Source organism: Rhodanobacter sp. FW106-PBR-R2A-2-24 (assembly GCF_058789615.1).
In genome coordinates, this window is sequence record NZ_JBYTBV010000002.1 from 2,042,547 (window position 1) to 2,056,607 (window position 14,061).

Genomic DNA, 14,061 nt, shown 5'->3' on the forward strand with positions numbered 1-14,061 from the left:
ACAGCGGGGCAAAATCGGAGTTTCCCTAGATGATACGAAATCGGATGAAGCTGGCGTGACAAATCCCACCGGTGGCGGATGCGGCAGTGGCCGATCGCCCGTCGGTCGCGCACCCCCCCCCCGAACCGCAAGTCGGCGGGGTTCGGCGGAGCGGTTTTCGAAGCCTTACCCATCACCGTTGCTCAAACGAGAGCCCAAGCCATCACCAGGAGGCTTGCGACTCCGACTAACCAGGCAGCCGACCGCAACATGGGTATGCCACTCACATACGCTGGAACGTAAGCGATACGCGCGACCAGAAAGACAGACGCCGCATTGGCCACCAAGCCCGCCTCGCGCCCCTTCGCCACTGCCAGCAAGGCGATGCCAAGAAACAGTGGCAGCGCTTCGAGCATGTTGTTCTTTGCGCGCTCGAGCCGTCCCGCGAGAGTGGAGAGCGCCGGCGGGTTATCGCGATTGCCAACGATACCTCGAAGATCAAGGCCAAAGCGGGATGTCTCCTGCAGGAACAGCTGCACCACGTAGAGCCCAAGCACCAGCAGGATCGTTGTTGTCAGAGACACAGCCTCCCTCCCTTCACGGTTTCACTTGCGCCACCCGCGGACATTCTTGTGCCTGACGTTCGGCACAAGGGGCGTCTTGCGGCCTGCCGCAAGACGCAAGACGTCCCCTTGACGGAGGGGTTAGGCATCGCCCCGGATCTCATGGCTATAGACGATGAAACCGCGGTGCTCGGCCACCCGATCATATAGCGCGCGGCCGGCCTCATTGGAAACCTGAGTCTGCCAGTAGACGCGGCTCGCTCCCGCAGCCTTTGCCTGCTCGTACACCGATGAAATGAGGGATCTTCCCACGCCGCGCCCGCGCTGCTGCGGTTGAGTGAAGAGGTCTTGCAGATAGCAGACCGGCTCGACTCTGGTGGTGCTCCGGTGGAACAGGTAGTGGGCGATGCCAACCAGGGCTCCCTCACTGACTGCGACAAGTGCAAAGACGGGCTCGATTGGATTAAAGAACCGCTCCCAGGTGCTACGAGTGATTCCCTCGGGCAAGGCACTTGCACCTGCCCGGCCGTAGAAGGCGTTGTAGCCCTCCCAAAGTGGGAGCCAACTGGTCCAGTCATCACGCTCGACGCAGCGAATTTGTACTGACTTCGACATTGCCGCTTCCTGTGATGCCTAACGCTTGAGTTGAGCGGCGGCGGAGCCGTCCGCCTCGAATGAAATGCCGTCTGACACGCGTTGTCCGCCGTCATGCACTGACCGCCGCACGTTTCACGTCGCATCCGACATCCCATCACCGGCAGCGGCCCGAAAGCCCAGGGCAAAAGCTTCATGCGCACGGGCTGGCGGGGAAGTCTCCTGCGAATTGTTAGGCCCCATGATGCGCGATGGTTAGAGGCCAGAAAAAACAAGAAAGCACACGAGCCCGAACAACCCTGTCTTTAGCGTAAGCCCCAACAGCGAACTACGCCAGATGCCAGACGAAGATTGAGAATTTGAAAAGCCGCCTCTTGCATCGTCGTCGAGTGTGACGAGGTGACCAAAAAGAGCCAGGCCTGCAAATATGACTGGTGCAATACCGACCTTGAGGGCTAAAGAAGGCGAGTAGAGGCGAGCTACTGCGAATGAGGTGATGGATAGAGCCAATACGACACTCAGTACCACTAATTGAACGCGCATTGACATAAGTAACCTAACACCTGAGTTAAGCCGTGCCACGAAGCGGCGTCGGCTTGAACGATTAGTTAGACCTTATGCCGATTCCAGATACGGATTGTAAGAAATGAATTGAGCATATCCAGTACTATTCAGTGCATGAGAGAGAACGCGTCTGTGCTTGCGCAAACAGAATATTAGGTAAGCCGGGGCTTCTCCGTCCTCGGGAAGGCCGCGAAAGAGTTCTTCATCGGTATCGTGCACTGCTTTTGAGGCGGGGTAAGAGAACATTCTGTCCCATTTTTCCTTGCCGAGCTCTTCAATAATGGTGAAGGCTAATTCAATGCTCTCAAGCGCAGAAATAATCTGTTCTTTGTTAATAGTTGTCGATGTTGAATTGAAATAAGAGAGGCCAGATAGCCTTTCAGTATTGGATATGATCCAACTTTCGACAAAGGCTCCTCGATTTGAGCTGTAAAAGAAGTATGGCGATCCGTCATACCTTTCGAGCAGCTCTGTGGCCTCGGGATCCTCAAGAACGAGGTGTCGGTTTGGGATTTCGGTTTGGAGAATCGGAAAAATGAAGGAGTGCGAGTCTGATGCCATAAGGTCTAACGCTTTAGTCAAGCGGCGGCGTAGCCGTCCGCCTCGAACGAGTGGTTAAGCCACCGTTTCACGGAGTGTACCCAACCAGCGGTGAGATGGCGCTGAGCAATTTGGCGCTCATGCTTCGCAAATATCCGTAGATAGGGAAAGTCTTTGCTCCGGTAACTATGTATTCGAGTTGCTTCGTTGAATAGAGCTTATCGAGGGCCGCGAAGGCACCGAGCTCGTGTTCGTCGAACGATGCATGCGTAAGCAGTCCACGCTCCTTCGCACCATCAAAGCATTGATGAAGGCCGTGGCCGAATTGCGTGCGCAGTTCCCGCAGACTCACGCCCTGGTGAAGTAGAAATGCCTTGAGGGAAAGCTCCATCGAGTGCCCGATGAGATAGAGAACGGGAATGGGCGCAATGATCTCGAACCCTGACCGATGGCCGAGTGTACGGCCGGCACCTTCGGCAGCATCGTGGAACTCCTTGGCGTAGCGCACGAGGCCAACAGGACGTGTGCGCTTGGGATCTTCATGCATCGCAAAGGGGCCTAATCGGTTGAGCGAAGGGTTAGGCCGCACCGGCACCGATGGCGATGATCACTGGACGAGCACAAAACTGTCTTCACCGACGGTTCCCTGTCGCGCATTCCAGACCCCTACGCCGCCTATCTCGAGCGGGGTTGCATAGACCGACAGTCTCTCCTTGCGCAAGGCTTCGCCGAACGTGGCGCCAAGGCCGCTGCTTGAGGAATAGCATATCCACAAGTAGACGCCTCCAATCTTTGTCGAACTGAATGACGCACCTAGGCCGTTCCGCAACTTCGTGACAAGGTCGTTCGCGGTCTTCTTGCTAACTCCAAAACATCCGCCTTCGCTGTAGAGCTTGGGCTCTCGATGGGGGCTATGTCTCTCTTTTCCATGCGCGACGATTATTAAGTCCGATGCTTCCTTCTGCTTCTCTAGCGTTGCGCGGATCTTGTCGATGGTCTTGGTAACGAGCCCATCCATCTGCGATTGCGCACCTTTACACTGCTTGTATTCATCGCCTCCAAAAGGGAAATAGATAATTGACTCGCGATCGGGCGTGGCCATGGACAACTCCGGTTGGTGGGGTAGAGAGTCTAGACAGCGCGGTCGTTGTTGCCAACAGGGCTCGCGGCATGCAGTTGTGCGGCCTAACGCTGGAATTAAGCGGCGGCGAAGCCGTCCGCCTCGAATGACTGGTTAGCGCCCACGACTTGCGTTGGACTGCGCTGCCATGTCTTTGAGCCTTTGTGAGCCAAGTGCAAGATCACTCTGCCGGATGAGCAACGCATTGAGCACAAAACCTTCGTAAGAATCGTTGAAGTGTCGCACGAGCGAGAGGGCACGGGCTCCGACTACCACAGAGCCAGACAGGCTGAAATTGCTCGGTGAGTTCTTGTCTGGGGATAATGCGAAGGAAAGTTTGGAGGCATAGCGATCTTTGTTGAGCGTTACGTTGTAGGAAGAAAGCACGGCGGGCGAGCCACGCTCACTGACTTGAAGTTTCCCAATACCCCGACCATCAAGTTCAAGGCGCAAAACCGCACCCGACTCATCCGGGCCGATCCAGATGCCGGCGAGTTGAGCGATTGTTGGAGGGGGAGGCAGCTTGATAGCGCGCGCGTCGAGGCTCAGAGCACTGAGAGACAGAAAGGCCAAAACTGCCATGAGCCGAGCAATTTTCATGTCACCGTGCCTAGGCGCTAACGCTGGAATTGAGCGGCGCGCGGCTTTTCGCGCGTCCGCTCGGATGACTGGTTAGGGGCCGCGGCGGCGGGTGACAAACTGAAAACACGCCTTAGCTCGACCATGCCCTTTGCAACCCAAGGCTTCCCAAGCGAAGCACCTTGGGGATTAGTTTTGACCCAATGAAACACAAGCTCTGCTCGCAGCGCTCGTTTTGTACCGGGACCGTTGCGCATAATACCGTCAACCACAGCTTGCATGAAGCGGGCTACAGAGCTGTCGGCGTCGCGTTGCGGAACACCGAGCGGGACCCAGCAATCTTTATTTGTTGGATCTATGAGCCAAGCACCGTGGCGAAGATCGGTGGAGTACAACGCCGATATTTTGTAGACAAGTCCATCGTGCTCAGGACCGAAATGTGTGAGCTGACAAACCGAGGCTTGCGCCGGATGCTCGCGGTTTGAGTGAGCGACGGACTGAAAACATACGGCCCAGAGCAAAGCGGTGAAGAGGTAGGCCAAACCGTTACGTTCCATGAGTGGCCCCTAACGCTTGAGGTAACCGGCGCAAAGACCGCGCAGCGGGATTTGCGTCCGGTTGACCGAATAGTTAGATTTTTGCTTTACGTCGTTCAATTAAAGCGATGATTTCATTTCTCCAAAGATCTATAAACTCGTCGTACGCCACAGCCAAGCTGTAATCATCTTTGACTATCTCATCAATCTCGGAACCAACACGAAAGGTGAATAGCTTTGTGTAGTTAAGCCAAGAATCGATTTCGACCTTGCGCATTTGCACAAGTTGACCCAACAAGCGCCGCAGGTACGACCGGCGTAGGTTATGAACGACAGTAGCGTCTTTTGATTCTGGATTGTCTTGCAGGAAGTCGTCGGTAAGATCGAGCGCCTCCTCCAGATACTCAAACTTGAGATCGGGGTCGGCCTCTGCCTCGACGCGGCCGAAAGTTTCCCGGATTTCGTCAATTGGCTGACCCATTGGTTGATCACCCGAGCTTCATGTAGCCGACGTCAATGTTGCGGCGGTACCCAGATTGCAAGGCCCTTTGCCTCCTTGCCAATCCTAGCGTCCATGCCGACGACGCCTGTAGTGGTGTAACCATTGCCATAGTTGGGGATGATGGCTACGCCACTCGACCCGACCTGATAATTGCCGATGCCGTTGAGCAACAGCCCGTTTGCCCCGACCTTTGCCGCTTCTTCTTTCAGGCGCTCAATTGCATGATCGCTTAAGTTTTGCTCGCTTGCGAAGTCGTTGCGGCTGTCAGCCGAGACGAACGCGATCTTCTCGTACATGGGCGGTAACGTGGTGTAGAGCGTGACTTGGGATGCGGTGGTCGGCGGATGCGCTGTACCGATTAGAACATACGAGCCGCGCGTGAGCGTGCAGCCGGTGACAAGTAGCGCCACAAGCAGCGCTACGGCGAGAACCTTTATCGTGTTCATGCCAACCCCCTCCATACGTTGCCACGTTCAAAAATCTAACGCCAAGTAGACCCCGAATCGGGGCATATGCAAGCCATGCTCCGCGCCATCCGTCTCGCCGTCAAGCAGCCCGATCCACAAGGCAGTCAACGGCTTGCCAGTGTCGTGAACGCTGAGGGGACCATCGCGCCGCTGTGCATATCACACAAGACGAGGGCATATGGATTATGCCTTCAAAAACGCGAATATGCGTGTCACACCGCGCTATGCCGCTGGCTCTTCCGGCAGGGCGGGCAGGGCGGCGGGATCGACGGCGAGTTGGCTGGCGGCGAGCGCGACCTGGGTGCGGTTGTTGACGCCGAGTTTGCGCATGATGGCGGTCATGTGCGCCTTCACGGTGGCTTCGGAGACGCCGAGTTCCCAGGCGATCTGCTTGTTGAGCAGGCCGTCGGCGAGCATGGTGAACACGCGGAATTGCTGTGCCGTAAGGCTGGCGATGCGCCCGGCCGTATTGGCTTCGTCGGCCTGCAGTTGGGTGCTGCCGCCCAGCAGTTGCGACGGCAACCAGGTGTCGCCGCCCTGCACGGCGCGGATGGCGGCGATGATGTCCCCGCCGGCGGTGGATTTGGGGATGTAGGCGGCGGCGCCGTGGGCCAGCGCGCGGCGCGCGACCTGGGCTTCCTCGTGGCCGGAGACGACGATGATGGGCAGGCCGGGGTACTGGCCGCGGATGTGCGCCAGCGCGGAATAGCCGCGCGCGCCGGGCATGTGCAGATCCAGCAGCAGCAGTTCGGCATCGGGGTAGCGTTCCACCAGCGCGAGCAGCGCGTGCACGCTGTCGGCGGCGTGTACGGCGGCATCGGGCAAGGCGGTGAGCACCGCGCGCTGCAGGGCGTCGCGGAACAGCGGGTGGTCGTCGGCGATGAGGATGTCGGGCATGGGGCGGATCAGCCAGGCAGGGCGGGCTTCAGCCTTGATTACTCTTGCATCATGGCAAGCGCATCGCGGCTGAAGCCACTCCTGCGGGTCACTTGATGAGTCGTTCGTCCACCAGCACCTGCACCACGGACGGGTCGGCGAGGGTGGTGATGTCGCCGAGCTGGTCGGGACGGTTCTCGCCGATCTTGCGCAGGATGCGGCGCATGATCTTGCCCGAGCGGGTCTTGGGCAGGCCGGCGGCCCACTGGATGTAGTCGGGGCTGGCGATCGGGCCGATTTCCTTGCGCACCCAGGCCACCAGTTCCTTGCGCAGATCCTCGGTGCCGGTTTCGCCGGCCACCAGGGTGACGTAGGCGTAGATGCCCTGGCCCTTGATGTCGTGCGGGCAGCCCACCACGGCGGCCTCGGCCACCTTGGGGTGCGCCACCAGCGCGCTTTCCACCTCGGCGGTGCCCAGGCGGTGGCCGCTGACGTTGATGACGTCGTCGACGCGGCCGGTGATCCAGTAGTAGCCGTCCGTGTCGCGGCGCGCGCCGTCGCCCGAGAAATAATTGCCGGGATAGGCGCTGAAATAGGTATCGATGAAGCGCTGGTGGTCGCCGTAGATGGTGCGCACCTGGCCGGGCCAGGAGTCGCTGATGAGCAGGTTGCCCTCGCAGGCGCCCTGCTGCACGTTGCCGTCGGTGTCCACGATGGCGGGCTGGACGCCGAAGAACGGCAGCGTGGCCGAGCCGGGCTTGGTGGCGATGGCGCCGGGCAGCGGCGAAATCATGATGCCGCCGGTTTCAGTCTGCCACCAGGTGTCCACGATGGGGCAGCGCTTTTCGCCGACCACGTTGTAGTACCACTCCCAGGCCTCCGGGTTGATCGGCTCGCCCACCGAGCCGAGCAGGCGCAGCGAGGCGCGCGAGCACTTCTTCACCGGGCCTTCGCCCTCGCGCATCAGCGCGCGGATGGCGGTGGGCGCGGTGTAGAAGATGGTGACGCCGTGCTTGTCCACCACCTGCCAGAAGCGGCTGTGGTCGGGGTAGTTGGGCACGCCCTCGAACATCACCGTGGTGGCGCCGTTGCACAGCGGGCCGTACACCACGTAGCTGTGGCCGGTTACCCAGCCCACGTCGGCGGTGCACCAGTACACGTCGTTTTCCTTGAGGTCGAAGATCTGCTCGTGGGTGTAGCTGATGAAGGTGAGGTAGCCGCCGGTGGTGTGCAGGATGCCCTTGGGCTTGCCGGTGGAGCCGGAGGTGTAGAGCACGAACAGCGGGTGTTCGGCTTCCACCGGCACCGCCTCGCACTGGCTGCTCTGGCCTTCCATCAGGTTGTGCCAGTAGCGGTCGCGTGGGCTCTGCATGGCCACCGCGCCGCCGGTGTGGCGCACTACCACCACGGTTTCCACGCTGTTGGTGCCGGGGCGGGTGAGCGCCTCGTCCACGTTGGTCTTGAGCGGGATGTGCTTGCCCGCGCGCAGGCCCTCGTCGGCGGTGATGACCAGCTTGGCCTGCGAGTCCACGATGCGTCCGGCCAGCGAATCGGGCGAGAAGCCGCCGAACACCACCGAATGGGTGGCGCCCAGGCGCGCGCAGGCCAGCATGGCCACCGCCGCCTCGGGGATCATCGGCAGGTAGATCACCACGCGGTCGCCCTTGACCACGCCGAGGTTTTTCAGCGTGTTGGCGAACCGGCACACCTCGGCGTGCAGCTCGCGGTAGGTGATCTTGCGCGACACCGACGGGTTGTCGCCCTCGAAGATGATGGCCACCTTGTCGCCGCGCTCCTTCAGGTGGCGATCCAGGCAGTTGCTGGCGACGTTGAGCACGCCGTCCTCGTACCAGCGGATGTGCAGATCCTCGCGCTGGAAGGAGACGTCCTTGATCTTCGTCGGCCGCTTCACCCAGTCCAGCCGCTCGGCGGCCTTGGCCCAGAACGCTTCCGGGTTCTTCACCGATTCGGCATACAGCCGCTCGTAGTCTTCCCGCTGGGTACGCGCCTTGGCGGCAAACGCGGGGTCGACGGGATAGATCGCGGACATGCTGTTTTCCTCTTGGCAGTGGGTCGCGGCGCTCGGCGTTTGGACGTCCGCCGGCATTCGAGTGTAACGACCTGCATGCGGCGGTGCGTTGCCGCGGGTTTCGACTTTGGTCGAGTTGCGACCAAGGGCGAATGGCTATCGACGCGGCGGCATGGCCATGCTCGCCGCACACCATTTGGGGAGGGTTCCATGATCGCGCATCGCATGTGTGGTTTTCGCAAACCGCTGGCGCTGGCTGTGGCCTGCGCGCTGGCCTTGCCGCTGGCGGCGCAGGCGCAGACCGCTCCAGCCGGCACCAGTGCACGCGAACAGCAGCTGGAGCAGCGGGTGGATCAGCTGGAGCAGGAGCTGGCCCAGCTCAAGGCGATGATCCAGGCGCAGAAGGCGCCGGCCGCGAGCCAGCCCACGCCGGCCGCGCCGGTGCAGAACGTCGCCGCCGCGCCGCCGGCGCCGGCCACGCCCACCTTCAGCTCGGCGCCAGGGGTGTCGGTGGCGCTGCACGGTTTCATCAGCGCCAGCGCCTTCACCCAGGACAAGAGCTTCACCTTCGGCAACGGCAGCAATGCCGAATTCCCGGTGGCCAGCAACCACGGCACGCTCTCCGGTGTGGACGTGCGCAACACGCGCTTCTGGCTGGATTTCAGCGGCGCGAAATTCGCCGGCGACTGGCGGGGCGGCGGTCGCATCGAGATGGATTTCTTCGGCGGCACCAACGGCACCGGCGCCTACAGCCAGCAACAGCTCACGCCGCGCCTGCGCCAGGCCTACATGGATTTCGTCAACCCGGTCAGCGGCACCACGGTGCGCGTGGGCCAGCAGTGGGAGCTGATGTTCCCGCTCGATGCCGTGCCCGAATCGCTGGAGCACATAGCCTTCCCGCTGGGCTTTGGCACCGGCATGGTGGGCTGGCGCTTCCCCGGCGTGGTGGTGATGCAGGATCTGAACCACGGCAGCGCCGGCCCCAAATGGCGGCTCGACCTGGGCGCCTTCGAGGGCCACTGGAACGGCCCCGGCGACAACGTGAACTACCTCACCGCCGGCAACGCCGGGTTCCGGCCGCAGCTGGAGGCGCGCCTGCGCGTGGCCGACAAGGACTGGGTGGCCTTCGCCGCCGCCCACTACAGCCAGGTGAACCTGAAGGGTGTGGGTGGCAACGCGCCCACGCCGGTCGCCGACAAGATCAGCAGCGTGGGCTACGAGCTGGGCGGCACCTGGACGCCGGGCCAGTTCGTGTTCAAGGGGCTGGCCTACACCGGCCAGGGGCTGGGTGAAATCTTCGGCGCGCTGGCGCAGTTCGGCGACATCACCGAGAGCGGCGGCTATGTGCAGGCCGGCTACAAGTTCACGCCGAACTGGAGCGCCTACGCGTTCTACGGCATCAGCCAGCCCGACCGTGCCGACGTGCTGCGGTGGGTGGGCGCCAACGGTCGCCTGAAGAGCCAGCAGAGCGCACTCAGCCTGCAATACGCCGCCGGCGCCTACGCGTTGGGCATCGAATGGATGCACGCCAAGCTCGATGGGGCGAGCGGCCCGGCCGTCACCACCAACACCCAAGGCAACCAGGTCAGCGTGAACGGCATGTACAAGTTCTGACCCGATCCCGCCCACCGCCGGCGCCACGCGCCGGCGGTGGGCGGCCCGCTGCGTGCGACACGACCCATACCGCGATCCAAACCATTCGGGGAAACCACCATGAGCGACGCCACCACGCAAACGAAATTTCCCAACCCCGCACCGCTGGGCCTGGCCGGCTTCGCGCTCACCACCTGGCTGCTCAGCATGATCAACGCCGGCTGGTTCGATGCCGGCGCGATGGGCCTGGTGCTGGCCTGCGCGCTGGCCTACGGCGGCACCGCGCAGGCCATCGCCGGCGTGATGGAGCTGCCGCGCGGCAACACCTTCGGCGCCACCGCCTTCCTGAGCTACGGCGCGTTCTGGTGGTCGTTCGCGTTGTTCGTGCTGTTCCTGCACGACAAGGTGCCGGCCGCCTTCGTCGGCTGGTACCTGTTCCTGTGGGGCGTGTTCACCTTCTACATGTGGCTGGGCACGTTCAAGGCGCCGCGCGCGTTGCAGCTGATTTTTCTCGCGCTGTGGATCACCTTCTTCCTGCTCGCGGCGGGCGAATGGACGGGCCTGTCCGGCCTGCACCAGGCCGGCGGCTACATGGGCCTGCTGACCGCCGCGCTCGCCTTCTACCTGTCCGCCGCCGAAATCATCAACGACAGCCAGCAGCGCACCGTGCTGCCGGTGGGCTGAGCGCCACCACGGTGTCGCGCGCGGTGAGATGGCCGCGCGCGACACTGCCCGGATGGACGATTCCCTCCCTCCGCCGCAGGCCATCAAGGGCCGCGGCGCCGCCTCCAACCCGGAGGGGCGCTTCGAGACCATCCGCCACCATGCCGAAGACGACGGCTGGCAAGGCGCGCTGCTGGACGAGGCCGCGCCGCGGCCGCGCACGGAAGTCACCGAGGAGCGCGCGCGCAGCGTCATCACCCGCAACGACTCGCCCGACATCGGCTTCGATCAGGCGCTCAACCCCTATCGTGGTTGCGAACACGGCTGCATCTACTGCTTCGCCCGCCCCAGCCACAGCTATTTGAACCTCTCGCCGGGGCTGGATTTCGAAACGAAGATCCGCGCCAAGGGCAACCTCGCCGAGGTGCTGCGCCTGGAGCTGGCCAAGCCAGGCTACCTGCCCAAACCCATCAACATCGGCAGCAACACCGACCCCTACCAGCCGATCGAGAAAACCTGGCGGCTCACCCGCGCCGCGCTGGAAGTGTTGGCCGAGTGCCGCCACCCATGCACCATCGTCACCAAGAACGCGCTGGTGGAGCGCGACCTCGACCTGCTCGCCGCGATGGCGCGCGAGCGCCTGGTACAGGTCTTCGTCTCGGTGAGCGCGCTGGACAACCATCTCGCCGCCAAGCTCGAGCCGCGCGCCAGCGCGCCGCACCGCCGGCTCAAGGCCATCGCCGCGCTGGCCGAAGCCGGCGTGCCGGTCGGCGTGCTGGTGGCGCCCATCATTCCAGCGCTCAACGACATGCACATGGAAGCCGTGCTGGAACGCGCGCATGAAGCCGGTGCCCACTGCGCCGGCTACACCACCCTGCGCCTGCCGTGGGAACTGAAGCAACTGTTCCGCGAATGGCTGGCGCTGCATGCGCCGCAACGTGCGGAGCACGTGATGAGTCTGCTGCAGCAGATGAATGGAGGCCGCGACTACGACAGTGACTTCCGCACCCGCATGCGTGGATCGGGCGTGTTCGCCGACCTGCTGCGTCGTCGTTTCGACGTCGCCTGCCGCCGCCTCGGCCTTGCCCGCACGCGCGAGCTTATGCTCGATTGCACGCGCTTCATGCCGCCGCGCGAGGTGGCACAGCAGGGAGAGCTGTTCTAATCGATGCCGTTTGCGGCGCGACACTCAGCCTTGGAAGTTGTTCTGTTGCAGGTATTGCTCGGCGGTTTGGCCGAGTCGCAGCCGCCTGGTGGTGAAAAAGCTGGGCCAGATACGCCTAAAGTAACGCTCAGCAAGATTAGTCAGGCCTTGGCCTGCATCGAATCCCTTATCTCGTTCTCGCTTTTTATCTTTTTCGATGCCGCGTATCACGATGAGCCGAGCATCCTTGAGACGGACACAGTTGAGGTTGAGCATATCAATGGTGTGCCTGACCAAGGCTAGCGTACTGGCGTGCCTGTTGCCCGGCCATGCTGGTGCGCTTATGCAAGCGTGAGCGTCAGGTTCAATGGTTCCATCAAAGGCGTTTACTTTGAATAGGCATGGGAAGGCATAGATCTGTTTCGGATCAAGAATCCATCCGGCGCAACCGGCGGATAACCTGCCGGATTGAATCTGTTTGTCCTTGTAGGCATCACAACTGAGATTGGCGGGAAGCGGCTTCTGGTAATGAGATGGATCATCAAGAGCCGACTGGCTCCCGCCACTGCATACGGCGAGCATGTTGTTCCAGTCCAATGCCCAGTTGTGTCCGGTAGTCACATCCGACTTTGGATGAAAGTGCTCGATGCGGCACTTCAGCGGGTCGTTGTCGTGGATGTCGATTTCGCAATACGCACACAGACCACCCTGATCGATGATGGTCTGGGCGCGACAGGCTACGTATGCCTGCTGGCCGCGATTGAGGGCGTCACCACGCATGGCTTCCCACGTACTCGCAGGCGCAGCTTGGCGGTAGGCAGCCAAAAGCACAGGTTCATCACCCTTGCGTATACGCTTCACTCCTGTTGCTCCCACTCCTTGTTTTCAATCACGAGGTCGGCTTCAAGCAAGGCTGGCTCCGTGCCTTGATAGCGTTGGTCGAGCCTCTTCCGTAGAGCTAACGCTTCGTCGGTCTTCCAGTGACCGTTGTCCACGAGTCTCAAGTAGTGAAGTAGTTCCTGTGTTGCCGGACTTTGCGTTGGCCGTGGATTGACACCGAAGACGCTTTCGAGCAGACGCCCTGCCTCGGCGCCCTCAGTGCCGGAAGGGGCGGCGGCCACACCATCGCTGGTCAGGATGCGCAAGGATTCCGCCGAAACGGTCGTGGTTACCTGCGGACTGTGGGTGGTGACAATGAACTGGATACGCGGAAAGGCCTCGCGCAGTGACGTCAATACTGTCTGCTGCCAGGCTGGGTGCAGATGCATGTCCACTTCGTCGATCAATACGATGCCGCAGGTTTCACGCGTTGCGTACGGCCCGAGATTCGGGTTGAGTTTGACCATGCGAAAAGCGATGTCGGCCACGAGCGTCAGCATGCTGCGAATGCCATCGCTGAGCATGCCTACGGGAAGTTCGCCGTGATCTGGATGGTTCGCCACCAGCTCTTGGCGTTCGATGCTGAAATCGAGCTGGCCCCAGCCCGAAGGTTTCAGGCAGCAGTCGATTGCCTTGCGCATGGCTTCGATGGCGTTGCCGGCCTCCGAAGGAAGGGCATCACGCTGGCCAAATGACACTTTCTGGTGATGCTCCAGAGCGCTGTAGCTCCAGTAACGGAACCAGTCCGCCATCAGGCGGAAATCCGACCCCGATTGCAGGCAGTGGGTGTAGCCGACCATGCGCGAGGTGCGCGGAAGCTTTTTGTAAGGAAGGCGGCGAATGTTCCACAGGCGGTCGGTGGGATAGCAGGCAACCAGCGGAAGGCAAGTGCCAGTGACTTGCATCTCGGCTTCATCGCGCACGCGGTCTTGCAGTTCTTTGCCCCAGGCGGTGAGTACTTGGGCGTCCTTGCGTGTGGTTCTTGCTTTGGGGCCTGCCAAGCGGCGGTTCCAAGTTGCTTTCTGGTGGTTCACGATACCGTCGGCTTCCACGGCAACGCCACCTTTGGCTAACTCCATCGTGTTGCCGGAGCCGGTATGTACGAGGCGGATGTCGTCCTGCTCAAAAGTGCGATCCACAGCCTCATCAAACGCACCGACGAACGGCCCGAGCGCGGTAGCTACGGCATCCAAAATGGCTGTCTTGCCTTGGCCATTGTTGGCAACCAGCACGGTAATCTGCGGATGGAACGACATCTCCAGGCTGGCAAAGCAGCGGAAATTGGTCAGCCGCAGAGCGTCCAGACGCAGGCTCGTGTGAGGCGATGAAGTGGTTGGCTGCATGGTGGTTTGCTTGTGTTGCCGGTTGATGGGCATACCGAATCCTAAGGCCTTGGGACAGGGTTTGCTTGATCCGATATGGTGCCGTCGAAA

Annotated in this window: 16 protein-coding genes; 3 read left to right on the top strand and 13 right to left on the bottom strand. The window is 61.5% G+C overall.

From position 1 onward, the window contains the following. Nucleotides 1–182: 182 nt before the first annotated feature. The 11 genes from AC3WQA_RS10440 to acs form a co-directional block, all read right to left on the bottom strand. Nucleotides 183–563 carry an MAPEG family protein gene (locus AC3WQA_RS10440; protein WP_492674986.1) on the bottom strand — a complete coding sequence of 127 codons (381 nt, stop codon included), beginning with the start codon at nucleotides 561–563 and terminating at the stop codon, nucleotides 183–185. A 120-nt stretch (nucleotides 564–683) separates the two neighbouring features. Beyond that, entirely contained in the window at nucleotides 684–1,157 is a 474-nt protein-coding gene (locus AC3WQA_RS10445) for a GNAT family N-acetyltransferase (RefSeq protein ID WP_492674987.1), read from the bottom strand. Between the two features lie 594 nt (nucleotides 1,158–1,751). Then, nucleotides 1,752–2,261: a hypothetical protein gene (locus AC3WQA_RS10450; protein WP_492674988.1), complete on the bottom strand. Its 510-nt coding sequence runs from the start codon at nucleotides 2,259–2,261 to the stop codon at nucleotides 1,752–1,754. A 67-nt stretch (nucleotides 2,262–2,328) separates the two neighbouring features. Then, nucleotides 2,329–2,787 (bottom strand): hypothetical protein, encoded by a 459-nt coding sequence (locus AC3WQA_RS10455; RefSeq protein WP_492674989.1) that lies wholly within the window; start codon nucleotides 2,785–2,787, stop codon nucleotides 2,329–2,331. A 60-nt stretch (nucleotides 2,788–2,847) separates the two neighbouring features. Beyond that, nucleotides 2,848–3,342 carry a hypothetical protein gene (locus AC3WQA_RS10460; protein ID WP_492674990.1) on the bottom strand — a complete coding sequence of 165 codons (495 nt, stop codon included), beginning with the start codon at nucleotides 3,340–3,342 and terminating at the stop codon, nucleotides 2,848–2,850. A 132-nt stretch (nucleotides 3,343–3,474) separates the two neighbouring features. Next, nucleotides 3,475–3,960 carry a hypothetical protein gene (locus tag AC3WQA_RS10465; protein WP_492674991.1) on the bottom strand — a complete coding sequence of 162 codons (486 nt, stop codon included), beginning with the start codon at nucleotides 3,958–3,960 and terminating at the stop codon, nucleotides 3,475–3,477. A 17-nt stretch (nucleotides 3,961–3,977) separates the two neighbouring features. Then, a complete protein-coding gene (locus tag AC3WQA_RS10470) occupies nucleotides 3,978–4,496 on the bottom strand; it encodes a hypothetical protein (RefSeq protein ID WP_492674992.1) in 519 nt (172 codons plus the stop codon). Nucleotides 4,497–4,569: 73 nt separating this feature from the next. Further along, on the bottom strand, nucleotides 4,570–4,956 hold the full coding sequence (locus AC3WQA_RS10475) for a hypothetical protein (RefSeq protein ID WP_492674993.1): 387 nt from the start codon (nucleotides 4,954–4,956) through the stop codon (nucleotides 4,570–4,572). Nucleotides 4,957–4,988: 32 nt separating this feature from the next. After that, complete coding sequence (locus tag AC3WQA_RS10480) at nucleotides 4,989–5,423, bottom strand: hypothetical protein (protein WP_492674994.1); 435 nt, start codon at nucleotides 5,421–5,423, stop codon at nucleotides 4,989–4,991. A gap of 243 nt (nucleotides 5,424–5,666) precedes the next feature. Further along, nucleotides 5,667–6,341 (bottom strand): response regulator transcription factor, encoded by a 675-nt coding sequence (locus tag AC3WQA_RS10485; protein WP_492674995.1) that lies wholly within the window; start codon nucleotides 6,339–6,341, stop codon nucleotides 5,667–5,669. 88 nt (nucleotides 6,342–6,429) lie between these two features. Beyond that, on the bottom strand, nucleotides 6,430–8,370 hold the full coding sequence (acs, locus tag AC3WQA_RS10490) for an acetate--CoA ligase (protein ID WP_492674996.1): 1,941 nt from the start codon (nucleotides 8,368–8,370) through the stop codon (nucleotides 6,430–6,432). A gap of 189 nt (nucleotides 8,371–8,559) precedes the next feature. On the opposite strand from acs, the gene AC3WQA_RS10495 reads away from it, so the two are divergent. From AC3WQA_RS10495 to AC3WQA_RS10505, 3 genes are all read left to right on the top strand, one after another. Beyond that, nucleotides 8,560–9,963: a hypothetical protein gene (locus AC3WQA_RS10495; protein ID WP_492674997.1), complete on the top strand. Its 1,404-nt coding sequence runs from the start codon at nucleotides 8,560–8,562 to the stop codon at nucleotides 9,961–9,963. 99 nt (nucleotides 9,964–10,062) lie between these two features. Beyond that, nucleotides 10,063–10,626 (top strand): acetate uptake transporter, encoded by a 564-nt coding sequence (locus tag AC3WQA_RS10500; protein WP_492674998.1) that lies wholly within the window; start codon nucleotides 10,063–10,065, stop codon nucleotides 10,624–10,626. A 52-nt stretch (nucleotides 10,627–10,678) separates the two neighbouring features. Beyond that, on the top strand, nucleotides 10,679–11,770 hold the full coding sequence (locus AC3WQA_RS10505) for a PA0069 family radical SAM protein (RefSeq protein WP_492674999.1): 1,092 nt from the start codon (nucleotides 10,679–10,681) through the stop codon (nucleotides 11,768–11,770). Between the two features lie 24 nt (nucleotides 11,771–11,794). On the opposite strand, the gene AC3WQA_RS10510 is transcribed toward AC3WQA_RS10505, so the two are convergent. Together AC3WQA_RS10510 and AC3WQA_RS10515 are read right to left on the bottom strand one after the other, a co-directional pair. Next, nucleotides 11,795–12,610 (bottom strand): retron system putative HNH endonuclease, encoded by an 816-nt coding sequence (locus AC3WQA_RS10510; RefSeq protein WP_492675000.1) that lies wholly within the window; start codon nucleotides 12,608–12,610, stop codon nucleotides 11,795–11,797. Further along, nucleotides 12,607–14,004 (bottom strand): AAA family ATPase, encoded by a 1,398-nt coding sequence (locus AC3WQA_RS10515; protein WP_492675001.1) that lies wholly within the window; start codon nucleotides 14,002–14,004, stop codon nucleotides 12,607–12,609. The genes AC3WQA_RS10510 and AC3WQA_RS10515 overlap by 4 nt, the downstream gene beginning before the upstream one ends. Between the last annotated feature and the right edge of the window lie 57 nt (nucleotides 14,005–14,061).